Source organism: Streptomyces sp. NPDC056503 (assembly GCF_042794995.1).
Classification (GTDB): domain Bacteria; phylum Actinomycetota; class Actinomycetes; order Streptomycetales; family Streptomycetaceae; genus Streptomyces.
The window spans coordinates 12515-33820 of the sequence record NZ_JBHTST010000025.1 but is presented as its reverse complement, the minus strand read 5'-3'; the positions used below and the strand labels follow the sequence as shown (position 1 = coordinate 33820).

21 protein-coding genes are annotated in these 21306 nt (G+C 72.9%); 12 read left to right on the top strand and 9 right to left on the bottom strand.

Annotated features, from left to right (window positions below; genetic code table 11):
* Positions 1-12: 12 nt before the first annotated feature.
* From ACFQ8C_RS10610 to panB, 3 genes are all read right to left on the bottom strand, one after another.
* A complete protein-coding gene (locus ACFQ8C_RS10610) occupies positions 13-873 on the bottom strand; it encodes an ABC transporter permease (RefSeq protein ID WP_383454534.1) in 861 nt (286 codons plus the stop codon).
* Positions 870-1880, bottom strand: a complete 1011-nt coding sequence (locus tag ACFQ8C_RS10605) for an ATP-binding cassette domain-containing protein (RefSeq protein ID WP_383454532.1) — start codon at positions 1878-1880, stop codon at positions 870-872. Before ACFQ8C_RS10605 ends, ACFQ8C_RS10610 begins: the two co-directional genes overlap by 4 nt.
* Before the next feature lie 101 nt (positions 1881-1981).
* Entirely contained in the window at positions 1982-2845 is an 864-nt protein-coding gene (gene panB, locus ACFQ8C_RS10600; protein WP_383454531.1) for a 3-methyl-2-oxobutanoate hydroxymethyltransferase, read from the bottom strand.
* Between the two features lie 171 nt (positions 2846-3016).
* On the opposite strand from panB, the gene ACFQ8C_RS10595 reads away from it, so the two are divergent.
* The 4 genes from ACFQ8C_RS10595 (at position 3017) to ACFQ8C_RS10580 (ending at position 8322) form a co-directional block, all read left to right on the top strand.
* Complete coding sequence (locus ACFQ8C_RS10595) at positions 3017-4618, top strand: MFS transporter (RefSeq protein ID WP_383454529.1); 1602 nt, start codon at positions 3017-3019, stop codon at positions 4616-4618.
* A gap of 254 nt (positions 4619-4872) precedes the next feature.
* Complete coding sequence (locus tag ACFQ8C_RS10590; RefSeq protein WP_383454526.1) at positions 4873-5685, top strand: TetR/AcrR family transcriptional regulator C-terminal ligand-binding domain-containing protein; 813 nt, start codon at positions 4873-4875, stop codon at positions 5683-5685.
* Between the two features lie 195 nt (positions 5686-5880).
* On the top strand, positions 5881-6909 hold the full coding sequence (locus ACFQ8C_RS10585) for an endonuclease/exonuclease/phosphatase family protein (protein ID WP_383454523.1): 1029 nt from the start codon (positions 5881-5883) through the stop codon (positions 6907-6909).
* Between the two features lie 168 nt (positions 6910-7077).
* Positions 7078-8322 (top strand): MFS transporter, encoded by a 1245-nt coding sequence (locus ACFQ8C_RS10580; protein ID WP_383454520.1) that lies wholly within the window; start codon positions 7078-7080, stop codon positions 8320-8322.
* On the opposite strand, the gene ACFQ8C_RS10575 is transcribed toward ACFQ8C_RS10580, so the two are convergent.
* Complete coding sequence (locus ACFQ8C_RS10575) at positions 8288-10072, bottom strand: NAD+ synthase (protein WP_383454628.1); 1785 nt, start codon at positions 10070-10072, stop codon at positions 8288-8290. The two genes, ACFQ8C_RS10580 and ACFQ8C_RS10575, sit on opposite strands and share 35 nt — an antisense overlap.
* A gap of 109 nt (positions 10073-10181) precedes the next feature.
* On the opposite strand from ACFQ8C_RS10575, the gene ACFQ8C_RS10570 reads away from it, so the two are divergent.
* Genes ACFQ8C_RS10570 through ACFQ8C_RS10560 form a run of 3 tightly spaced genes read left to right on the top strand, consistent with a single transcriptional unit; the run spans position 10182 to position 13238 of the window.
* Positions 10182-11663, top strand: coding sequence for an APC family permease (locus ACFQ8C_RS10570; RefSeq protein WP_383454517.1), 1482 nt, complete (start codon positions 10182-10184; stop codon positions 11661-11663).
* Between the two features lie 13 nt (positions 11664-11676).
* Entirely contained in the window at positions 11677-12414 is a 738-nt protein-coding gene (locus ACFQ8C_RS10565; RefSeq protein WP_383454514.1) for a DUF998 domain-containing protein, read from the top strand.
* Positions 12411-13238 (top strand): alpha/beta fold hydrolase, encoded by an 828-nt coding sequence (locus ACFQ8C_RS10560; protein WP_383454511.1) that lies wholly within the window; start codon positions 12411-12413, stop codon positions 13236-13238. The genes ACFQ8C_RS10565 and ACFQ8C_RS10560 overlap by 4 nt, the downstream gene beginning before the upstream one ends.
* Here the strand turns inward: ACFQ8C_RS10560 and ACFQ8C_RS10555 are convergent.
* The 4 genes from ACFQ8C_RS10555 to ACFQ8C_RS10540 form a co-directional block, all read right to left on the bottom strand.
* Positions 13223-13642, bottom strand: coding sequence for a CBS domain-containing protein (locus ACFQ8C_RS10555; protein WP_383454509.1), 420 nt, complete (start codon positions 13640-13642; stop codon positions 13223-13225). The two genes, ACFQ8C_RS10560 and ACFQ8C_RS10555, sit on opposite strands and share 16 nt — an antisense overlap.
* Positions 13643-13771: 129 nt before the next feature.
* On the bottom strand, positions 13772-14407 hold the full coding sequence (locus ACFQ8C_RS10550) for a DUF305 domain-containing protein (RefSeq protein WP_383454507.1): 636 nt from the start codon (positions 14405-14407) through the stop codon (positions 13772-13774).
* Positions 14404-15081 carry a DUF3105 domain-containing protein gene (locus ACFQ8C_RS10545; RefSeq protein ID WP_383454505.1) on the bottom strand — a complete coding sequence of 226 codons (678 nt, stop codon included), beginning with the start codon at positions 15079-15081 and terminating at the stop codon, positions 14404-14406. The genes ACFQ8C_RS10550 and ACFQ8C_RS10545 overlap by 4 nt, the downstream gene beginning before the upstream one ends.
* 70 nt (positions 15082-15151) lie before the next feature.
* Complete coding sequence (locus tag ACFQ8C_RS10540) at positions 15152-15574, bottom strand: hypothetical protein (RefSeq protein WP_383454504.1); 423 nt, start codon at positions 15572-15574, stop codon at positions 15152-15154.
* A gap of 203 nt (positions 15575-15777) precedes the next feature.
* On the opposite strand from ACFQ8C_RS10540, the gene ACFQ8C_RS10535 reads away from it, so the two are divergent.
* Genes ACFQ8C_RS10535 through ACFQ8C_RS10525 form a run of 3 tightly spaced genes read left to right on the top strand, consistent with a single transcriptional unit; the run spans position 15778 to position 17960 of the window.
* Positions 15778-17139 (top strand): glutamine synthetase family protein, encoded by a 1362-nt coding sequence (locus ACFQ8C_RS10535; protein WP_030755173.1) that lies wholly within the window; start codon positions 15778-15780, stop codon positions 17137-17139.
* 3 nt (positions 17140-17142) lie between these two features.
* Positions 17143-17454 carry a hypothetical protein gene (locus ACFQ8C_RS10530; RefSeq protein WP_383454501.1) on the top strand — a complete coding sequence of 104 codons (312 nt, stop codon included), beginning with the start codon at positions 17143-17145 and terminating at the stop codon, positions 17452-17454.
* Positions 17451-17960: a GNAT family N-acetyltransferase gene (locus tag ACFQ8C_RS10525; protein WP_383454499.1), complete on the top strand. Its 510-nt coding sequence runs from the start codon at positions 17451-17453 to the stop codon at positions 17958-17960. Before ACFQ8C_RS10530 ends, ACFQ8C_RS10525 begins: the two co-directional genes overlap by 4 nt.
* A gap of 154 nt (positions 17961-18114) precedes the next feature.
* Here ACFQ8C_RS10525 and ACFQ8C_RS10520 read toward each other — a convergent pair whose 3' ends face one another.
* Complete coding sequence (locus ACFQ8C_RS10520) at positions 18115-18546, bottom strand: VOC family protein (protein WP_383454496.1); 432 nt, start codon at positions 18544-18546, stop codon at positions 18115-18117.
* 196 nt (positions 18547-18742) lie between these two features.
* Here ACFQ8C_RS10520 and ACFQ8C_RS10515 point away from each other — a divergent pair, with 196 nt between their 5' ends.
* Entirely contained in the window at positions 18743-20029 is a 1287-nt protein-coding gene (locus ACFQ8C_RS10515) for a cytochrome P450 (RefSeq protein ID WP_383454494.1), read from the top strand.
* Positions 20026-21273: a cytochrome P450 gene (locus ACFQ8C_RS10510; protein WP_383454491.1), complete on the top strand. Its 1248-nt coding sequence runs from the start codon at positions 20026-20028 to the stop codon at positions 21271-21273. The genes ACFQ8C_RS10515 and ACFQ8C_RS10510 overlap by 4 nt, the downstream gene beginning before the upstream one ends.
* The last annotated feature ends 33 nt before the right edge of the window (positions 21274-21306 follow it).

The following is a 21306-nucleotide window of genomic DNA, read 5'->3' as shown; positions in this document are numbered from 1 at the left end:
GGGGGCGCCGTCTCAGGTCTTCTTGCGGAACTTGGAGACCGCGAGCGGCGCCGTGACGACGGTGATGGCCAGCGCCCAGCCCAGCGTCATCCACACGGAGTGGGCGACCGGGCCGCCGTTGATCAGGTTCCGGGCGGCGTCCGCGAGGTTGGACAGCGGGTTGTAGTCCGTGAAGGTCTCCAGCCAGCCGGGCATCGTCGTCGTCGGGGCGAAGATCGAGGAGCCGAACTGGAGGGGCATCAGGACCAGCATCGCCATGCCCTGGACCGCCTGCGCGGACTTCAGGCTCAGGCCGAGCAGGATGAAGATCCACATCAGGGAGGCGCCGAAGACCGCCGACAGGCCGATGGCGGCGAGCAGGTGGAGCACCGAGGTGTGGATGCTCAGACCGAGCAGGAAGCCCATGCCGAGGAGGATCGCGGTGGCGATCATCATCCGGCCGAGCTCGACGACGATCTTGGCGATGAGGACCGAGGAGCGGGCGATCGGCATCGTCCGGAACCGGTCCATCACCCCCTTCTTGAAGTCGTCGTTGATGCCCACGCCGACGCCCATGGCGATGTTCATGCCCATCATGGCCATCAGGCCCGGGGTCACGTAGTTCACGTAGACGTCGTTGTTGCCCTTGCCGGAGATCGCGCCGCCGAAGACGTACACGAAGAGCAGGATGAAGATGATCGGCATGAACACGGCGTCGAACATCGACTCCGGGTCCTGCTTGATCTGGAGGGCGTTGCGCCGGGCGAGCGCGCCGATGTGGCGGAGGTTGGCCCGCAGGCCGATGCGGGTGTCGGCGTCGGAGCGGACCGGCCGGGCCGGGCCGGGGACGCCGGAGGTGCCGGCGGACGCCTTGGTGACCGTGGTCGTGCTCACGCGGCGACCTCCTCGCTGATGGTGTCGGACAGGTCGGACCCGGTGGACTTCTGGCCGGTGATGGCCAGGAACACCTCGTCCAGGCTGGGCAGGTGGGTGCCGATGTGGGCGACGCCGAAGCCGCGCGCGCCGAGCAGCGCGACCACGGCCGTCAGCTGCTGGTCGGTGAGGATCGGCACGTAGAGCGCGGCCTCGTCGGGCACCACGGTCGCGCCGGCGACGCCGTCGAGACCGGTCTCGCGCAGCGCGGCCGCCATCGCGGGCAGCTGCTCCGGGTCGATCGGGCGGACCTTCAGGGTCCGGCCGCCCACCCTGGCCTTGAGCTCGTCGACCTCGCCCTGGGCGATGACCTTGCCCCGGTCGATGACGGTCAGCTCGCTCGCGAGCTGCTCGGCCTCCTCCATGTACTGGGTGGTGAGGAGGACGGTGACGCCCTCGGAGACCATCCGCTTCACCTCGTCCCACACCTCGTTGCGGGTGCGGGGGTCGAGGCCGGTGGTCGGCTCGTCCAGGTAGAGCACGGCCGGCTGCCCGATCATCGAGGCGGCGAGGTCGAGGCGGCGGCGCATGCCGCCGGAGTAGTTCATCGCCGGGCGCTTGGCGGCCTCGGTGAGGGAGAAGCGCTCCAGCATCTCGTCGGCGCGGCGGCGGGCGTCCGCGCGGGACAGGTCGAGCAGCCGCCCGATCATGTAGAGGTTCTCGAAGCCGGAGAGCTTCTCGTCGACGGAGGCGTACTGGCCGGTGAGGCCGATGGTGCGGCGCAGCTGGCGGGGCTGTCGCACCACGTCGTAGCCGGCGACGGTGGCGGTCCCGGAGTCCGGGACGAGGAGGGTGGAGAGGCAGCGGACGAGGGTGGTCTTCCCGGCGCCGTTGGGCCCGAGGACCCCGAGGACGGTGCCCTCGCGGACGTCCAGGTCGACCCCGTCCAGGGCCTTGGTCTCGCCGAAGTGCTTCACGAGGCCCCGGACCTCGACGGCGTTGGTCTGTGATCGCGTCATGTCCACCATGGAACAGGGCGCCACTGACAGTCGTCCGACATTTTTCCGACAGACGGCCGACAGCCCGCCGATGGGGGTGTCGGCGGGCTGTCGGTGGTGCCGGGAGCGGACTAGTGGAAGGTGTGCTCCTCGGCGGGGAAGGCCCCGCCGGCCACGTCCTCGGCGAAGGCGCGGGCGGCGTCGCCGAGCGTCTCGCGGAGGTTGGCGTACTGCTTGCTGAAGCGCGGCACCCTGCCGTCGGTGAGTCCGGCCATGTCGGTCCAGACGAGGACCTGGGCGTCGGTGTCGGGGCCGGCGCCGATGCCGATGACCGGGATGTGCAGCGAGCGGGTGACCTCGGCGGCCAGCTCGGCCGGGACCAGCTCCAGGACGAGCGAGAAGGCGCCCGCGTCCTGGGCGGCCTTGGCGTCGCGCAGCAGCTTGTGCGCGGCCTCGTCGGAGCGGCCCTGGACCCGGTAGCCCATGGTGTTCACGGACTGCGGGGTGAGGCCCAGGTGGGACATGACGGGGATGCCGGCCTGGACCAGCATCTCGGTCTGCGGCAGCGAGCGCTCGCCGCCCTCCAGCTTGACCGCCTGGACACCCGCGTCCTTGACCAGCCGGGTCGCGCTGCGCAGGGCCTGGACGGGCCCTTCCTGGTACGAGCCGAAGGGGAGGTCGCCGACGACGAGGGCGCGCCGGGTGCCCCGGACGACGGCGGCGGAGAGGAGGGCCATCTCGTCCATCGTGACGGGCACGGTGGTGTCGTAGCCGAGGTGGCAGTTGCCCATGGAGTCGCCGACGAGGATCACCGGGATCCCGGCCTCGTCGAAGACGGAGGCGGTCATGGCGTCGTAGGCGGTGAGCATGGGCCACTTCTCGCCGCGCGTCTTGGCGGCGGCGATGTCGTGGACGGTGAGACGGCGCGAGCCCTTGCCTCCGTACAGCGTCTTCGTGCTGTCGGCGGGCGGTTTCTGGGCAGCCTGAAGCGTCATGGTGAACGGCTCCTTGTGTCATCTCGAGGCGCCCTGACGGCGTCCCCGGACCACATCCATGGTGGCACTTCGCCGGGTGGGCGGGGAAGTGGGCCGGAGTGGCGCTGTTCACACGACGGGCATTTCAGATACGAGACGGACCCGTATCGAAATGGGTCTACAGTGGTGTTCATGCCAGAGCCGTCCCCGTCCTCGCCCGTTCTTCCCGCGTCCGTGCCCGAGGCCGTCCACCGCCGCCGCTGGGCCGTCCTCGGCGTGCTGATGCTCAGCCTGCTGATCGTCGTCCTCGACAACTCGATCCTGAACGTGGCGGTCAAGACGATCGCCTCCCCGGCCCCCACCGGCCTCGGCGCCACCCAGAGCGAGCTGGAGTGGGCGATCAACTCCTACACGCTCGTCTTCGCCGGCCTCCTCTTCGCCTCCGGCCTGCTCGGCGACCGGCTCGGCCGCAAGAAGTCCCTCCTCTTCGGCCTCGCCGTCTTCGGCGCCGGCTCCGCCCTCGCCGCCTTCTCCGGCTCGCCGGGCGAGCTGATCGCCTTCCGGGCCGTGATGGGCCTCGGCGCGGCCTTCGTCATGCCGGCCACCCTCGCCGTCCTCATGAACGTCTTCGAGCGCGACGAGCAGCCCAAGGCGATCGGCATCTGGGCCGGCGGCGTCGGCCTCGCCATCGCGATCGGCCCGATCACCGGCGGCGTCCTCCTGGAGCACTTCTGGTGGGGCTCGATCTTCCTGGTCAACGTGCCGGTCGTGCTCGTGGCCCTGGCCCTCATGACCTGGCTCGTCCCCGAGTCCAGGGACCCCGCCCCCGGCCGGATCGACCTGGTCGGCGTGGGCCTCTCCGTCCTCGGACTCGTCCTCCTCGTGTACGGGATCATCCGCGGCGGCGAGCGGGCGTCGTTCACCGAGGCGGGGGTCCTCGTCCCGGTCCTCGCCGGTCTCGCGGTCCTCACCGCGTTCGTCCTGTACGAGAAGCGCAGCGACCATCCGGCCCTGGACGTCTCGTACTTCCGCAAGCCGGTCTTCTCGGCCGCCGTCGCCGCCATCGCCCTGGTCTTCTTCGCCCTCATGGGCGTGACCTTCTTCTCCGCCTTCTACCTCCAGAGCGTCCGCGGCTACAGCGCGCTCGACTCCGGCCTGCTCCTGCTGCCGCTCGCCCTCGCCCAGATGGTCTTCGCGCCCCGCGCCCGGCTCGCCGTCGAACGCTTCGGCGCGCGGGCGGTCTGCGCCACCGGCATGGCCGCCGTCGCCCTCGGGCTCGGCGCCTTCGCCTTCTTCGACGCGGACACCCCGGTGTGGGTGATGGCCCTGGTCTTCCTGGTGCAGGGCGCGGGCATGGCGCACATCATGCCGCCGGTCACCGTGGCGATCATGCAGACGCTGCCCCGCGAGAAGGCGGGCTCCGGCTCCGCCGTCAACAACACCTTCCGCCAGGTCGGCGGCGCGCTCGGCGTGGCCGTCCTCGGCTCGGTCCTCTCCTCGGTCTACCGGGGCGAGATCGAACCCCACCTCACGGCCCTGCCGCCGGCGGCGCGCGCCGCGGCCGGCGAGTCCCTGGAGGCGACCCTCGCGGTCGCCGACAAGCTGGGCGCCGGAAGCCTCGTGGCCCCCGCCCACCAGGCCTTCCTCGACGCCATGCACGTCACGGCCTACGCCTCGGCGGCGGTCGCGGTGGTCGGCACGGTGGTGGTGGCCGTCTTCCTCCCGGGCCGCACCCCCTCCCCGGCCCACCCGGCCCCCGCCCCCGCGGAACCCGCGGACCGGGTCCGCCGCTGACACCGCACCCCGGAGCCGGTCCGCCGCTGACACCGGACCCCTTAGCCGGTCCGCCGCCCCCGGACCCCGGACCCGGTCCGCCGCTCACCCCGCCCCCCGGAGCCGCCCGCCGCTGCCCCCGGCCCCTCCTCGGGAGCCTCCGCCCCGCCCCTGGCGCGCGGGGCCGGACCCGCCCCTCCGGGCGCGGCCCCCGGCGGCGCGGGGGGCGAGAATGAGGGGTGGCGGGTTTCCCATGACGACGAAAGGCGGCGCGCGTGTCCCTGGCGGACGGCGAGAACCCCGGAGCCCCGGGCGAGCCCGGCCCGGCCCCCGGGCGGCGGCGCCCGGCGGCGGACGGGACCGGAGCCCCCGGGCCGCGGCGGGCCGGGACGGGCGACGCGGTCGCGGCGGGTCCCCAGGAGCGCGAGCCCGGCCCGGACGGGTCTCCGGGGCGCGAGCCCGCCCCGGACGGGACTGCGGGACGGGAGCCCTGCGCCGAGGGCGGGCCGCGGCGGGGCCGTCCCCGGAGCGAGGCGGCGGAGCAGGCGATCTTCGACGCCGTCATCGGGCTCCTGGAGGGCGGGGTGCCGCTCGGTGACATCTCCATCGAGCGGATCGCCCGGACCGCCGGGGTCGGCAAGGCGACGATCTACCGCCGCTGGTCCGGCAAGGAGGACCTCCTCGTCGAGCTGATCCGGTCCGTCGAACCCCCCGACCCGGAGCTGCCGGGTCTCTCCGTCCGCGACGACCTCGTCATGCTGCTGGAGTTCATGCGCAGGCGCGGCCTCGCCAAGCGGACGTCCGCGTTGCTGCGGAACATGTTCGCGCAGATGCAGACGCACCCCCGGCTCTGGGACCAGTACCACCGCACCGCGATCGAGCCCCGCCGCAGGCGCGGCATCGAGGTCCTGGAGCGCGGCGTCGCCACCGGCGAGGTGCGGGCCGATCTCGATCTGGACCTGGTCAACGACCTGTTCGTCGGACCGCTGCTGCTCCGTACCGTCCTCCAGCCGGACGCCGACCTGTCGCCGGACTTCCCGGCGCGCGTCGCGGACGCCATTCTCGACGGGGTCCGGCCGAGGGACTGACCGCGGCCCGACCCGTACGAATGTGCGCGTTCTGTCACAGCCCGCCCGAACCGGCGTCCCGCCGGAACCCCGTCACGCGCCACGGCCGTCCTTGGGGGAGTGCGCGGGGCCCCGCATCGCCTAGGGTCGAGGCCGGGTCCCGGAGCACGGACGGTACGACGGCACGACGGCACGGCAAGGCGAGCGAGGGCAGCGATGACGCGGGTGGACATGACGGGGACGGAGCACGACGGAACGGGAGGTGCCCGTTCCGGGGCTCGCGACCGGTTCCGCTCCGCTCTCGGCCGCCTCCGCCGCGACCCCGGCATCTGGCGCCGCGGCATCGTGCTGGCGCTCTGCGCCGTCGTCCTCACGCTCCTGATGGTCTTCCACGCGGAGATCCCCAACCGCGTCGGCAACCTCGGCAGCCTCACCGAGACCTTCCTGCCCTGGCTCGGCCTCTTCGTGCCGGTCCTGCTCCTCCTCGCCCTGCTCCGCCGCTCCGCCACCGCGCTGATCGCGCTGCTGCTCCCGGCGGTCGTCTGGCTCAACCTCTTCGGCGGTCTCGTCGCCGACAAGTCGGCGTCCGGCGGCGACCTCACCGTCGCCACCCACAACGTCAACGCCGACAACCCCGACCCCGAGGGCACGGCCCGTCAGCTGGCCGGCTCCGAGGCCGACGTGCTGGCCCTGGAGGAGCTGAAGGCCGACATGGTGCCGGTCTACGAGCGGGAGTTGGCGGAGAAGTACCCGTACCACTCCGTCCAGGGCACCGTCGGCCTGTGGAGCCGGCTGCCGCTGCGCGACTCCCGCCCGGTCGACATCCACATGGGCTGGACCCGCGCCATGCGGGCCACCGTCGTCGCCCCCCAGGGCGAGTTGCGGGTGTACGTCGCCCACCTGCCCTCCGTGCGGGTCAAGCTGAACGCCGGCTTCACCGCGAACCAGCGCGACACCAGCGCCGACGCCCTCGGCGAGGCCATCGCGAACGACCGGGCCCAGCGGATCGTCCTCCTCGGCGACCTCAACGGCACCATGAACGACCGCGCCCTCAACGCCGTCACCTCCCAGCTGCGCTCCACCCAGGGCGCGGCGGGGGACGGCTTCGGCTTCTCCTGGCCCGCCTCCTTCCCGATGGCCCGCATCGACCAGATCCTGGTCCGGGGCGTCGAGCCGGTCTCCTCCTGGGCGCTGCCGCAGACGAAGAGCGACCACCTCCCCCTGGCGGCCCGCGTCACCCTGTGACCCCGCGCGCGAGCGGGTGCGCGACGTGACCCCGCGCGCGCCGGCGTACGGGTGTGCGGCAGCCGAAACCCACTCTTCATCCCCCGGTGGCCGGGGGACCCTCCGGGATCTGCCACAATTTGTTTCGTAAGAAAACAAACCCCTGGATCCGGAAAGGGTCTCCCACCCATGCCCGTGGCCCTGATAGCCCTGGCCATCTCCGCTTTCGGCATCGGCACCACCGAGTTCGTGATGATGGGCCTGCTGCCCAACGTCGCCGGCGACCTCGGCACCACCGTCCCCACCGCGGGCCACCTCGTCTCCGCCTACGCCCTCGGCGTCGTCGTCGGCGCCCCGCTCCTCACCGCCCTCGGCTCCCGCCTCCCGCGCAAGCGGATGCTGCTCCTGCTGATGGCCCTCTTCACCGTCGGCAACCTCGCCTCCGCCCTGGCCCCCGGCTACGGCTGGCTGCTCGCCGGCCGGGTCCTCGCCGGCCTCCCGCACGGTGCCTTCTTCGGCGTCGGCGCCGTCGTCGCCGCCCGCCTCGTCCGCCCCGACCGGCAGGCCCGCGCGGTCGCCACCATGTTCCTGGGCCTCACCGTCGCCAACATCCTCGGCGTCCCCGCCGCCACCCTGCTCGGCCAGCACCTCGGCTGGCGCGCCACCTTCGTCGTCGTCGGCGTCATCGGCCTGGTCGCGCTCGCCGCCCTCGCCCGGCTGGTCCCCGAGCTCCCCGTCGACGAGCGCCAGGGCCTCGGCCGCGAGCTGCGCGCCCTCGGCCGCACGCAGGTCCTGCTCGGGCTGCTCACCGCCGTCCTCGGCTTCGCCGGCGTCTTCGCCGTCTACTCCTACCTGGCCTCCATGACCACCGAGGTGATGGGCTTCGGCGAGTCCACCGTCACGATCGTGCTCGCCCTCTTCGGGATCGGCATGACGGGCGGCGCGCTCGCCGCGGGACCGCTCACCGACCGCGCCCCGCGCCCGACCCTCTACGGTTCGCTCGCCGCCCTCGCGGTGACCCTGGTGGCCTTCCGCTTCACCGTCCACGTGCCCTGGCTGGCCCTGGTCACCGTGGTGGTGCTCGGCGCCGTCGGCTTCATGACGACCACCCCGCTCCAGATGCTCGTCATGGAGAAGGCGAAGGACGCCCCGACGCTCGCCTCCGCCTCCAACCACTCCGCCTTCAACCTCGCCAACGCCGGCGGAGCCTGGGCCGGCGGCGCCGCCGTCGCGGCCGGCTGGGGCTGGACCTCCCCGGCCCTGGTCGGCGCGGGCCTCGCCGCCGCGGGCCTCGCCGTCGCCGTCGTCGCCGGTCTCCTCGACCGCCGGGAGGGCGGTACGGGCGAGGGGGCCTCGCACGTCGTCGCGCGAAGCCCCCTCGCCGGCCGGGAGGCCGGGGTCAGGACGCCGGTGTCTCCCGCCAGCGGTTCGTGATCGGCAGCCGCCGGTCCTTGCCGAAGCCCTTCGCCGAGATCTTGGTGCCCGGCGGGTACTGGCGCCGCTTGTACTCCGCCGCGTCGACCATCCTCAGCGTCCGCGCCACCAGCTCCGCGTCGAAGCCGGCCGCCACGATCGCCTCCGTGCCCTGGTCCCCGTCCACGTACAGGGCGAGGATCCGGTCGAGCACCTCGTAGTCCGGCAGCGAGTCGGTGTCGACCTGGCCCGGGCGCAGCTCGGCGCTGGGCGGCTTGACGATCGAGTTCTCCGGGATCGGCGGGGTCTGGCCGCGCTCCTCGGCCGCCCGGTTGCGCCAGCGGGCCAGCCGGAAGACGTCCGACTTGTAGACGTCCTTGATGGGGCCGTAGGCGCCGACGGAGTCGCCGTAGAGGGTCGAGTAGCCCACCGCCAGCTCGGACTTGTTGCCGGGGGCGAGGACGAGGTGGCCCTCCTGGTTGGAGATCGCCATCAGGGTGGTGCCGCGCAGCCGGGACTGGAGGTTCTCCTCCGCGAGCCCGCTGAGCTCCAGCGAGGCCATGTACGCGTCGAACATCGGCCCGATCGGGACCGTGCGGAGGTGCAGCCCGGTCCTGCGGGCCAGTTCGGCCGCGTCGCCCCGGGAATGGTCGGAGGAGTACTTAGACGGCATCGACACCCCGTGCACCCGGTCCGCGCCGAGCGCGTCGCAGGCGATCGCGGCGACCAGGGCCGAGTCGATCCCGCCGGAGAGGCCGATCACCACCGAGCCGAAACCGTTCTTCGCGACGTACGCGCGCAACCCGATGACCAGCGCCGAGTAGACCTCCTCGTCGTCGTCGAGCCGCTGCGCGTAACCGCCGGTCAGCTCCGCCTCGTACGCCGGTACCGCCTCCGCGGCCTCCCCGGCGAGCACCGCGCGGTCGATCCGGAGCCCGTCGTCCACCACGGTCCCCGGCACCGGGGCGTCCGGGTCGGCGGCCGGCAGGTCCAGGTCGAGGATCACGCTGCCCTCGGTGAACTGCGGGGCCCGCGCGATCACCTCGCCCGCCGCGTCCACCACGATCGAGTCCCCGTCGAAGACCAGCTCGTCCTGCCCGCCGGTCGAGGCGAGGTACGCGGTCGTGCAGCCGGCCTCCTGGGCCCGCTTGCGGACCAGTTCGAGCCGGGTGTCGTCCTTGTCCCGCTCGTACGGCGAGGCGTTCACCGAGAGCAGCAGCCCGGCCCCGGCGCTGCGCGCCGCCGGCACCCGGCCGCCCTCCTGCCACAGGTCCTCGCAGATCGCGAGCGCCACGTCGACCCCGCGGACCCGCAGCACCGGCAGGGTGTCGCCCTGCACGAAGTAGCGGAACTCGTCGAAGACGCCGTAGTTCGGCAGATGGTGCTTGGCGAAGCGGAGCACGGCACGGCCGCGGTGCAGCACCGCCGCCGCGTTCTCCGGGGAGCCGGCCGGGCGCCCGAGCCGGGGCACCGCCCGCTCGGTGCGGTCCAGGTAGCCGACGACCACCGGCACCTCGCCGAAGCCCTCGTCGGCGAGCCGCTCCGCGAGCGCGAGCAGCGCCGCGCGGGAGGCCTCGACGAAGGACGGCCGCAGGGCCAGGTCCTCGACGGGATAGCCGGTCAGCGCCATCTCGGGGAACGCGACGAGGTGCGCGCCCTGTCCGACGGCGTGCCGGGTCCAGTGGACGATCGCCTCGGAGTTCCCGGCGATGTCCCCGACGGTCGAGTCGATCTGATTCAGCGCGAGGCGTAGTCGATGCACGCCCCCCAGTCTAATCGTCAAATCGACGCTATGTCCCGGGAACCGCGACCGGTCCCCGGCCGGCCCACCCGCTCCGTCCCGACATGCGAAGTACGTCCACCCCCGTGATCATGGGCCCATGACGACCACTGACGATCCGGCGGAGTCGGCCCGGCCCGCCACCGGCGAGGACGCGGCGGTCCTCCAGGACGACGGCACCAAGCGGCAGTTCATCTCCTGGCTCACGCTCGCCTTCATGACGACGGCGTCCGTCGCCTCCCTGCGGCCCGCGCCGACCATGGCCATCTACGGCCTGGCCGCGGTCTTCCTCTACCTCCTCCCCGCCGTCGTCTTCCTGCTCCCCACCGCCCTCGTCGGTGCCGAACTCGCCTCCGGCTGGTCCGGCGGCATCTACCGCTGGGTCAGCGAGGCCCTCGGCAAACCCCTCGGCTTCCTCGCCGTCTGGTGCCAGTTCGCCATGACGATCGCCTACTACCCCAGCCTGCTCGCCTACGTCGCCTCGACCTTCGCGTACGTCATCGACCCCTCGCTCGCCGAGAACGGCCTCTACGTCGCGATCGTCATCGTCACCGTCTACTGGGCCGGCGTCTGGATCTCCTCGCGCGGCACCAAGGCCATCGCCGGACTCTCCTCCTTCGGCCTGATCGTCGGCACCCTCGTCCCCGGCGTGCTCCTCGTCCTCCTCGGCATGGTCTTCCTCGGCCAGGGCAACCCCTCCGCCCAGCCGATGACCGCCGACCACTGGCTCCCGCCGTGGACCGGCCTCGCCAGCCTCGTCCTCATCGTCAACAACTTCCTGTCCTACGCGGGCATGGAGATGAACGGCGTCCACGTCTCCTCGCTGCGCGAACCCAAGCGCGAGTACCCCAGGGCGATGTTCCTGGCCACCGGGCTCGTCCTGCTGATCTTCATCCTCCCGGCCCTCGCCATCGCCTGGGTCATGCCGTCCGAACAGCTCAGCCTCACCGCCGGCCTCATGCAGGCCTTCGAGGCCTTCTTCGACCACTTCTCCATCGGCTGGATGACCAGGGTCGTCGGCGTCATGCTGGTCTGCGCCGCCCTCGGCGGCATGCTCACCTGGCTCTCCGGACCCGCCAAGGGCCTCGTGCTGCTCTCCCGCCAGGAGGGCTACCTCCCGCCCGCCTTCCAGAAGTTCAACAAGGCCGGCTCCCCGACCGCCATCATGGTCGCCCAGGGCGTCGTCACCACCCTGATCGGCATCCTGTACGCCTTCAGCGACAGCGTCTCCAGCTCCTACTGGATGTTCTCCGTCATCACCGTGCAGATCTACCTGATCGCCTACCTGCTGATGTTCGTCGCGGTCGTCCGACTCCGCCGCACCCAGCCCGGCGTCGAGCGCGGCTTCCGCGTCCCCGCCGTCACCTGGGTCGCCACCATCGGCTTCGTCGCCTCCGTCCTCGCCCTCGTCATCGGCTTCGTCCCGCCCGACCAGTTCGACGGCGAACCGCTCTGGCGCTACCTGCTGGTCGTCGGCGGCGGCCTGCTCGTCCTCGGCATCCTCATCCCCGCGGCCCTGCTCAGGTTCCGCAAGCCCGAATGGGTCCACCCGGACCACCGGGAACCTTCCGGCACTCCCTGACGTCTGACCCCGTATGCCCGGAAAGGTCACGCGCGCCCCCGCCGCCCTGCTGTTCCTGGGGGCGCTCGCGTACACCGCCTGGGTCCTCGAAGCCGTCGTACGGACCGGTCTCGACCCGGTCCGTACGTACGTCTCCGAGCTCGCCGCCGCCGACCAGCCCCTCGGCGGCCTCTTCCGCGCCACCGACCTCGCCGCCGGCCTCCTCGTCCTCGCCGGCGCCGTCCCCGGCCTCCTCGCCGCCCGCGCCCCCGCCAGGCCCCCGGCCGGCGTCCCCGGCTGGGCCCGCCCCGCCCCCGGGGCCACCGCCCGCCGCCCCTGGCTCCTCGCCGGCTGGGCCGCCCTCGCCCTCTTCGGCGCCGCCACCGCCGTCGACTCCCGCCTCCCGCTGAGCTGCGCCGCCACCGCCGACCCCGACTGCGCCGCCCGCGAGTCCGCCGGCCTCCTCCCCGCCACCCACACGGCCCACGCCGTCAGCTCCGGACTCGCCATGACGGGTGCGCTCCTCGCCATGCTCACCCTCACCCTCGCCGCCCGCCGGTACGGCCTCTGGCCGCCCCTGGCCCGCACCGGACCGGTCCTCGTCGGTCTCGCACTCGCCGCCACCGCCTGGACCCTCGCCGCCGTCGCCGCCTTCGAGGCCGGCCGGGGCCACTGGGCCCTCGGCGCGGGCCAGCGCCTCCAGGTGCTGCTCGTCGCGGTGTGGCTCGTGGTCCTCGCCGCGTCCCTGGCGAGAGAGGACGCCCGGAAGTGACCGCCGCGGGACGCCCGGACACGGCCTTCGTACGGATCGGGGGCCTCGCCCACCACGTCGCCGTCGACGGCGAGGGCCCGGTCTGCGTGCTCTCCGCCGGGCTCGGCCTCTGCTGGTTCGACTGGGACCCGGTCGTCCCGCTGCTCGCCCCGCACCGCACCGTCGTCCGCTTCGACCGCCCCGGCCACGGCCTGACCCAGGAGAGCACCGCGCCCCCGACCCTCGCCGGGGAGGCCGGGCGGATCGCCGCCCTCCTGGACGCCCTCGGCCTGCCCGGGCCCGTCACCGTCGTCGGCCACTCGATCGCCGGCCTGCACGCCGAGGGCTTCGCCCGCCTCCACCCGGAGCGCACGGCCGCCCTCGTCCTCGTCGACTCCTCCGTGGAGGACCACCCCCGCCCCGGTCGTCCGGCCCTCGCCGCCGCGGCGGGAGCCGCGCTCACCGCCCTCGGCCTGCCCGCCGCCCTCGGCCCCGCGCTGCGCCGGCTCGCCCTCCGCCCCGACACCGCCCCGCCGGCCGAGGTCCGCCGCGTCTACCGCTCCTCACGCGTCTGGCGCGGCACCCTGCGCGAGAACGCCGCCTACGGCCCGGTCGCCGCCGAGCTGCTCGCCCTCCGCCGCGACCACCCCCTCCCGCCCGCCGCCCCCGTCACCGTCCTCGCCGCCCCCGACGGATCCGCCCGCTGGGAGCGCCGCCAGCGCACCCTGGCCCGACGGCTCGGCGCCCGCTACGAGGCGGCCGTGCCCTCGGGCCATCTGGTCATGCGGGACGACCCGGGCACGGTCGCCCGGGTCGTCCTCGGAACCTCTCAGGAGGTGGCGTAGACGCTCGCGCAGAACGCCTTCAGCTGCTCGTCCGACAGCTGCTGCGCCAGGTCGGCCTCGCTGATCATCCCGACGAGCCGCTTGTTCTCGATCACCGGGAGCCGCCGGATCTGGTGGCTCTGCATCTCCTCCAGGACCGCGCCCACGTCGGCGCCGGCGTCGATCCAGCGCGGAGTGCCCTGCGCCATCTCGCCGCAGGTCACCTTCGCCGGGTCGTGGCCCATCGCCACACAGCGGATCACGATGTCGCGGTCGGTGACGATGCCGCACAGCCGCTCGTTCTCGTCGGCGACGGGGAGCGCCCCCACGTTGAGGTTGCGCATCATCTGCGCCGCGCGGTCGAGCGTCTCGTGGGCCGGGATCCACTGGGCTCCCGGGTGCATGATGTCCTTCGCCGTGGTCATGGGGTGCGAACCTTTCGTCGAGCGTCGTTGCACGCACGTGGTTCCCCGAGCGCCTTTCATTCTGCGGGCACGCGTCGGCCCCCGCGACCGCAGCGGGTCACGGGGGCCGGGAGCGCCTCGGCGAGGTCCTCAGGCGGTGGCGCCGCGCTTGCGCAGCATGTCCGCCATCAGCGCGATCTCCGACTCCTGGGCGTCGACCATGCCCTGGGAGAGGTCCCGCTCGATGTCCACCGAGCACTTCTGCACACAGCCCTGGGCCATGTGCACGCCGCCCTTGTGGTGGGCGGTCATCAGCCGCAGGTAGAGGATCTCGGCCTCCTTGCCGGAGGCCTTCCGCAGGGCGTCCAGCTGCGTGTCCGTCGCCATGCCGGGCATCAGCGCGCCGTCCTTGGCGGCGGCGTCGCCGGTGACGGGCATGCCCATCCAGCTCATCGGCGCGGTGCCCGACTCGACCTTCGGCAGGCCCCACAGGTCGAGCCAGCCGAGCATCATGCCGCGCTGGTTGGCCTGGGTGTTGGCGATGTCGTACGCGAGCCGGCGGACCGACTCGTCGGTCGTCCGGTCCCGGACGATGAAGGACATCTCGACGGCCTGCTGGTGATGGACCGACATGTCCCGGGCGAAGCCGGCGTCGGCGGAGGCGCTCACCGGAGTGCGCGGCGCCTCCTCGCGCTCGGCCGAGGCGACCGTGACGGCGCCGGCGGCGAAGAGCACCGAGAGGGCGACCGCGGTGATGGCCGCGTAACGGGTGCGGCGGGGGCTCACTGGCCCATCCCCGCGCCGCCCGCGCCGTCGGCGCCGACGCCGCCGGTGCAGGCGGCACCCGGCTCGGGCGTCTGCTTGCCCTGCACGTACTTGGTGAAGAAGGCGTCGACGCGGGGGTCGGTCGCGCTGTCCACGGTGACCTGCTTGCCCCAGGCGGAGAGCATGATCGCGCCGGTCTGGTCGTCGACCGGGCTCATCAGCGTGTAGGGGGTGTCGGAGACCTTGTCCTTCAGCTTCTTCACGTCGGCCTCGGCGGCCTTCTTGTTGTAGGTCACCCACACGGCGCCGTGCTCCAGGGAGTGCACGGCGTTCACCTCGGGGACGGCCTTGTCGTAGACGTCGCCGTTGCAGTTCAGCCACACCGGGTGGTGGTCGCCGCCGACCGGGGGCTTCACGTCGTACTTCACGGCGGTCTCGACGTGGTTGCGGCCCAGCTTCGCCGCGTCCCAGGACTTCTCGCCGGCGATGGGGGCCTTGGCGGCGGCCTCCTTGGCGTCCTCCTCGTCGGCCTTCTTCATCAGCACGAAGGTGCCGAAGCCGACGAGGCTCAGCACGACGACGGCGGAGACGCCGATGGTGACGAAGCGGTTGCGGCGCTCGCGGGCCTGCTCGGCGCGGCGCATCTCCTCTATTCGGGCGCGGCGGTCGGCGGTGGTGGAGCGGTTGGCGGCCATGGTGGTGTCGTCCTTCTGGGAAAGATAAAAAGGGGGGGAAGTCGTCGTTCGGAGGAGGGCGGAGACCGCCCTAGGTCCGGAGAACCTGAAGGACGTGCAGGTCCGGGGCGCGCGGCCGGGTCCCCGGATCCCGCCCCGCACCGTCACCGGCGAGCGCGTCGACGCGCGGCAGCCGGTCCTCCGTGTGCAGCGGCGGATCGAGGGGCGGGGCGCTGAGCACCGCGGGGGAGAGCGACGGGAAGAGGGAGCAGTCGCCCCGGTCGTACGGGCAGACGTACGCGGCCCGCCCGATTCCGGGGACGGGGGTGGCGGTGGGGCCCGGGGACGCCACGGGGGCGGTGGCGGCGGCCCGCTCGTGCCCCGGATGGCCGCCCGGCCCGCCGGGACCGCTCCCCAGACAGACGAAGAGCGCGGCGAGGAGCGTCGCCACGGCACTCACCAGTGCCATGGGACGCGCGTGCCGGTACGGGCGTTCGAGCCGCATGGCTCCCATGGGCGCAGATGGTAGTGGGCGAGAGGGCTCCGTGGGCCGAACGGGGTAGGACTTCCGGAGGTCCTCGGTTACCTGTGTCACACCCGAACAGGCAGTATGGGTGTGCAACGTGCGCGAAACCATGTGGTGGGATGCTCAGGTGCCCCCCGATGTACCCGAGGCGGTGGGATCAGGCGGCCTGACCAGCGAGGATGGGTGTGGAAATGGACAAGCAGCAGGAATTTGTGCTCCGTACGCTCGAAGAGCGCGACATCCGCTTCGTGCGTCTCTGGTTCACCGACGTGCTCGGATTCCTGAAGTCGGTCGCCGTCGCGCCCGCCGAGCTGGAGCAGGCCTTCGACGAGGGCATCGGCTTCGACGGCTCCGCGATCGAGGGCTTCGCCCGCGTCTACGAGTCGGACATGATCGCCAAGCCGGACCCGGGCACCTTCCAGATCCTGCCCTGGCGGGCCGAGGCGCCCGGCACGGCCCGGATGTTCTGCGACATCCTCATGCCGGACGGCTCGCCGTCCTTCGCCGACCCGCGCTTCGTGCTCAAGCGGGCCCTCGCCAAGGCGTCCGACCTCGGCTTCACCTTCTACACCCACCCCGAGATCGAGTTCTTCCTGCTGAAGGACAAGCCGCTCGACGGCTCGCGCCCCACCCCCGCCGACAACTCCGGCTACTTCGACCACACCCCGCAGAACGTCGGCATGGACTTCCGCCGCCAGGCCATCACCATGCTCGAATCGATGGGCATCTCGGTCGAGTTCAGCCACCACGAGGGCGCCCCGGGCCAGCAGGAGATCGACCTCCGCTACGCCGACGCGCTCTCCACCGCCGACAACATCATGACGTTCCGCCTGGTCATGAAGCAGGTGGCGCTGGAGCAGGGCGTCCAGGCCACCTTCATGCCCAAGCCGTTCTCGGACTACCCGGGCTCGGGCATGCACACCCACCTCTCCCTCTTCGAGGGCGACCGCAACGCCTTCTACGAGTCGGGTGCCGAGTACCAGCTGTCGAAGGTGGGCCGCTCCTTCATCGCGGGCCTGCTGAAGCACGCGGGCGAGATCTCCGCCGTGACCAACCAGTGGGTCAACTCGTACAAGCGGATCTGGGGCGGCTCCTCCCGCACGGCCGGCTCGGGCGGCGAGGCCCCCTCGTACATCTGCTGGGGCCACAACAACCGCTCCGCCCTCATCCGCGTCCCCATGTACAAGCCCGGCAAGACCGGCTCCTCCCGCGTCGAGGTCCGCTCCATCGACTCGGGCGCCAACCCCTACCTGACGTACGCGGTCCTCCTCGCCGCCGGCCTCAAGGGCATCGAGGAGGGGTACGAACTCCCCGCCGGCGCCGACGACGACGTCTGGGCCCTCTCCGACTCCGAGCGCCGCGCGATGGGCATCGAGCCCCTCCCGCAGAACCTCGGCGAGGCCATCGCCCTCATGGAGAAGAGCGAACTGGTCGCCGAGACCCTCGGCGAGCACGTCTTCGACTTCTTCCTGCGCAACAAGAAGCAGGAGTGGGAGGAGTACCGCTCCGAGGTCACCGCCTTCGAGCTGCGGAAGAACCTGCCGGTGCTCTGACCGATGGGGTACGACCTCCACGTCACCCGGCGCGACCCGTGGTGGGCGGAGGAGGGCCCGGAGATCGCGGCGCGGGAGTGGGACGCCCTGGTGGCGGCCGACCCCGCGCTCGGGGCCTCCGCCCTGTGGTGGCACGACGGGCGGGTGGTCGCCAAGGACCCCGCCCCCGAGGACCTCGCCGCCCTGCGGCGGGTGGCGGTGCTCCTGGGCGCCCGGGTCCAGGGCGACGACGGCGAGTTCCACGACGGTCCGGCCCCCGGACCGGCGGGAATCCCCTTGCCGCCGCCGGGCGGGGTGTCCAGACTTCCCTCGTGAAGATCGAATCCGTCGCCACCGAGCGGCTGCTCCTGCACCCCCTTTCCGTCCCCGAGGGCGAGCGGATCGCCGCCCGCGAGCCCCTGCCGGAGGACCGGTGGGGGGAGGGGTACCCGGGGGTGGGCGACCTCGCCTCGGTCGGCGCCTTCCTGCGGCGGTGCGCCGAGGACGGGGATCCGGGGGCCTTCCGCACGTACCAGATACGCCTGGCGGAGGGCGGGCTCGTCGTCGGGGGGATCGGGTTCCACGGGCCGCCCGGGCCGGACGGGTCCGTGACCGTGGGGTACGGGATCGTGCCGGGGGAGCGGGGGAAGGGGTACGCCTCCGAGGCGCTCGCGGCGGTGATCGGCATCGCCCGGTCGGCCGGGGCCACCGTCCTGCGGGGCGACGCCGACCCCGCCAACGCCGCCTCCCACCGGGTGATGGAACGGGCCGGCATGCGGCGCGCGGCGGTGGAGGGGGAGGACGGCGGGCTGGTGCGCTTCCTCGTGCGGCTGGAGCCGTAACCCGAGTCCGGGGTCGAGTCGGTGCCGTAACCCGAGTCCGAGCCCGAGCCGGTGCCAGTGCCAGTGCCGGTGCCGGTGCCCGAGTCCGAGTCCGAGTCCGAGCCCGAGCCGCAACCCGAGCCCGAGTCGGTGTCGTACCCGGGCCCGGGGTCCCTCAGCGTTCCGAGAGCTCCGACGGGGCCTCCTGGACCACCCAGCCGTTGCCGTCGGGGTCCTCGAAGGTGAGGAAGGAGTTCCAGGTCCCGCCCTTGCCCTCCTCCCAGCCGGCCGCCCCGACGTGCATCACGGGGGAGACGTCCACGCCGGTCTCGACGAGCGCGGTGCGGGCCGCCTCGATGTCGGTGACGCACAGCTGGAGACCGTGCAGGCCGCCCGGGGCCGTCGTCCGGGTGCCGGGCATCGGCGGCATGCCGGAGAGCAGGGCGATGGAGCAGCGCGAGCCCGGCGGGGTCGCCTGGATGATCCGCGTCCCGGGGGCGACCTCGTCGTCCAGGTCGATGACGAAGCCGCACTTGTCGGCGTAGAACTCCTTCGCCCGGTCCATGTCGGTGACGGGGACCGGGACGACTTCCAGTGTCCAGTTCATGGGACCACCGTCCCGCACCCGACCGCGCACCGCACCCCGTCCACGCGGGGGACCTGACGGAAATCCACCTGCTCCCGGCCGGGTGACCTGATCCTTTCGTTCGAGGAGCAGGACGGATCGGGAACGACCGCTCCGGCGTCATACAACGTCCCTATAGTGACCACGCGTTGGCCGCACACCGCAGGAGACAGGACTCATGACGCCTTCCCCGCCCGCAGGGCCGCCCGCTCCCGACGCGGCACCCCCGTCCGGGTGCCCCGCGGCCGTCCCGCTCTCCGGACCCGGCTTCCACACCGACCCGCAGTCCCTCTACCGGTCCATGCGCGGCGAGCACGGCCCGGTCGTCCCGGTGGAACTCCCCGGCGGCTTCCCCGCCTGGCTGGTCATCGGCTACCGCGAGGTCCACCAGGTCACCAGCGACCCCGAACTCTTCCCCCGGGACGTCGGCCTGTGGAACCAGTGGCCGCACATCCCCGCCGACTGGCCGCTGCTCCCGATGGTCGGACAGCCCCTGCCCTCCATCTACTTCAGCGCGGGCGAGGAGCACCGGCGGCACGTCCGGATGGTCGTCCCCGCCCTGGAGGCCGTCGACCCCTTCGAGATCCGCGGCCACTGCGAGCAGCTGGCCGACCGGCTCGTCGACGACTTCTGCGCCCGCGGCACCGCCGACCTCGTCGCGGCCTTCTGCGAGCCCCTCCCCGTCCTCGTCCTCGCCCGGCTCGTCGGCTTCCCCGACGACGAAGGCGCCGACATCGCCCGGGTGTTGAAGGACCTCGCCGACGGCGGCGCGGAGGCCCAGAGCGCCCACCAGCGGTTCGCCGGCCACATGGCCCGGCTGGTCGCCACCAGGCGGGCCGAGCCCGGCGACGACGTGACCTCCCGGATGCTCGCCTGTCCCGAGGAGTTCACGGACGAGGAGTACATGCTCGACCTGATGGCGATCACGGCCGCGGGCCACCTCACCACCGCCGACTGGATCGGCAACTCCGTCCGGCTGATGCTCACCGAGGACGACTTCGCCGACTCCATGGCCCGCGGCCGTCGCAGCGTCGCCGACGCCATGACCGAGGTGCTGTGGGAGGACGGGCCCACCCAGATCCTGGCCGGCCGCTGGCCGGTCCGCGACACCCGGCTCGGCGAGCGGCGGATCAAGGCCGGCGACCTGCTGCTGCTCGGCCTCGGTGCCGCCAACACCGACCCGGTGATCCGGCAGGGCGCCCCCGGCGGCGCCCCCTCCGAGCGCGGCGGCAGCGGTGCCCACCTCGCCTTCAGCCACGGCGAGTACCGCTGCCCGTTCCCCGCCCAGGAGATCGCCGAGATCATCGCCAGGACCGGCATCGAGGTCCTGCTCGACCGGCTGCCCGACCTCGAACTCGCCGTCCCCGTGGGGGAACTGGTCCGCCGCCCCTCCGCCTTCCTGCGCGGCACCACCGCCCTGCCCGTCCGGTTCACCCCCGTACCCACCACTGGAGCCCCCTCGTGACCTGCCCGCACGCAGCCGCCCGGGACGCCGCGTCCGTCGTCGTCGTCGATCCGATGGTCCAGGACCTCGACGGCGAGACCGACCGGATCCGCGCCGCCGGCCCGCTGGCCCGCATCGACCTGCTGGGCGTGCCCGCCTGGGCCGTCACCCGCCACGCCGACGCCCGGCGCCTGCTCGTCGACCCCCGGCTCGTGAAGGACATGGCCGCCTGGGACCTGTGGACCAGCGGCGTGGTCACCCACGCCTGGCCGCTCATCGGGATGATCGACGCCGGCCGCTCCATGTTCACCGTCGACGGCGAGGAGCACCGCCGGCTGCGCGCCAAGACCTCCCAGGCGCTGACCCCGCGCCGCCTGGAGGCGATCCGCCCCGACATAGAGAAGTTCACGGCGGAGCTCCTCGACGCCCTGGAGGAGGGCGGCCGGGACGGCGCCGTCGTCGACCTCAAGTCGGTCTTCGCGCAGCCGCTGCCCATGCGGGTCGTCGGCATGCTGATGGGCGTCGACCCCCAGGCGAACACGATGCTCACCCGGCAGTACAAGAAGTTCTTCTCGATGCTCACCCCGCAGGAGGAGCGGCTCGCGCTCCTCGCCGAGCTCGACGTCTTCTACACGGACCTCGTCCGCGCCAAGACCGCCCTGCCCACCGACGACCTGACCTCGGCGCTCATCCTCGCCGAGGACGGCGGCGAGCCGCTGACCGAGGAGGAGGTCGTCGGCAACCTCAAGGCGATGGTCGCCGCCGGCCACGAGACCACCATCGGCCTCGTCCTCAACGCCGTCCGCGCCCTGCTCTCCCACCCCGAGCAGCTGCGGATGGTGCTGGCCGGCGAGGTCTCCTGGGAAGCGGTGATCGAGGAGACCCTGCGCTGGGACACCCCCACCACCCATCTGCTGATGCGGTTCGCGACCGAGGACGTCGAGGTCGGCGACGCCGTGATCCCGAAGGGCGAGGGCGTGGTCGTCTCCTACCGGGTGATCGGCCGCGACCCCGAGCAGCACGGCCCGGACGCCGACGCCTTCGACGCCACCCGGCCGGCGCCCAACCGCCACATGACCTTCGGCCACGGCCCGCACATCTGCCCCGGCGCGGCGCTCTCCCGCGTCGAGGCGGGCATCGCCCTCCCGGCGCTCTTCGCCCGCTTCCCGCGGCTGCGCCTGGCCGTCCCGGACGAGGAGCTCCGCAACCTCCCGGTGATGACCCAGAACGACCTGGAGTCCTTCCCGGTCCTGCTCGACGCCTGACCCGCCCGACGCCTGCCCCGTCCTGCCCGACGC

Excerpts from the sequence above, each read along its gene's own strand:
- ACFQ8C_RS10605 (WP_383454532.1), bottom strand. The coding sequence starts at position 1,880 with ATGGTGGACATGACGCGATCACAGACCAACGCCGTCGAGGTCCGGGGC.
- panB (WP_383454531.1), bottom strand. The coding sequence starts at position 2,845 with ATGACGCTTCAGGCTGCCCAGAAACCGCCCGCCGACAGCACGAAGACG.
- ACFQ8C_RS10595 (WP_383454529.1), top strand. The coding sequence starts at position 3,017 with ATGCCAGAGCCGTCCCCGTCCTCGCCCGTTCTTCCCGCGTCCGTGCCC.
- ACFQ8C_RS10585 (WP_383454523.1), top strand. The coding sequence starts at position 5,881 with ATGACGCGGGTGGACATGACGGGGACGGAGCACGACGGAACGGGAGGT.
- ACFQ8C_RS10580 (WP_383454520.1), top strand. The coding sequence starts at position 7,078 with ATGCCCGTGGCCCTGATAGCCCTGGCCATCTCCGCTTTCGGCATCGGC.
- ACFQ8C_RS10570 (WP_383454517.1), top strand. The coding sequence starts at position 10,182 with ATGACGACCACTGACGATCCGGCGGAGTCGGCCCGGCCCGCCACCGGC.
- ACFQ8C_RS10565 (WP_383454514.1), top strand. The coding sequence starts at position 11,677 with ATGCCCGGAAAGGTCACGCGCGCCCCCGCCGCCCTGCTGTTCCTGGGG.
- ACFQ8C_RS10555 (WP_383454509.1), bottom strand. The coding sequence starts at position 13,642 with ATGACCACGGCGAAGGACATCATGCACCCGGGAGCCCAGTGGATCCCG.
- ACFQ8C_RS10545 (WP_383454505.1), bottom strand. The coding sequence starts at position 15,081 with ATGGCCGCCAACCGCTCCACCACCGCCGACCGCCGCGCCCGAATAGAG.
- ACFQ8C_RS10540 (WP_383454504.1), bottom strand. The coding sequence starts at position 15,574 with ATGGGAGCCATGCGGCTCGAACGCCCGTACCGGCACGCGCGTCCCATG.
- ACFQ8C_RS10535 (WP_030755173.1), top strand. The coding sequence starts at position 15,778 with ATGGACAAGCAGCAGGAATTTGTGCTCCGTACGCTCGAAGAGCGCGAC.
- ACFQ8C_RS10530 (WP_383454501.1), top strand. The coding sequence starts at position 17,143 with ATGGGGTACGACCTCCACGTCACCCGGCGCGACCCGTGGTGGGCGGAG.
- ACFQ8C_RS10520 (WP_383454496.1), bottom strand. The coding sequence starts at position 18,546 with ATGAACTGGACACTGGAAGTCGTCCCGGTCCCCGTCACCGACATGGAC.
- ACFQ8C_RS10515 (WP_383454494.1), top strand. The coding sequence starts at position 18,743 with ATGACGCCTTCCCCGCCCGCAGGGCCGCCCGCTCCCGACGCGGCACCC.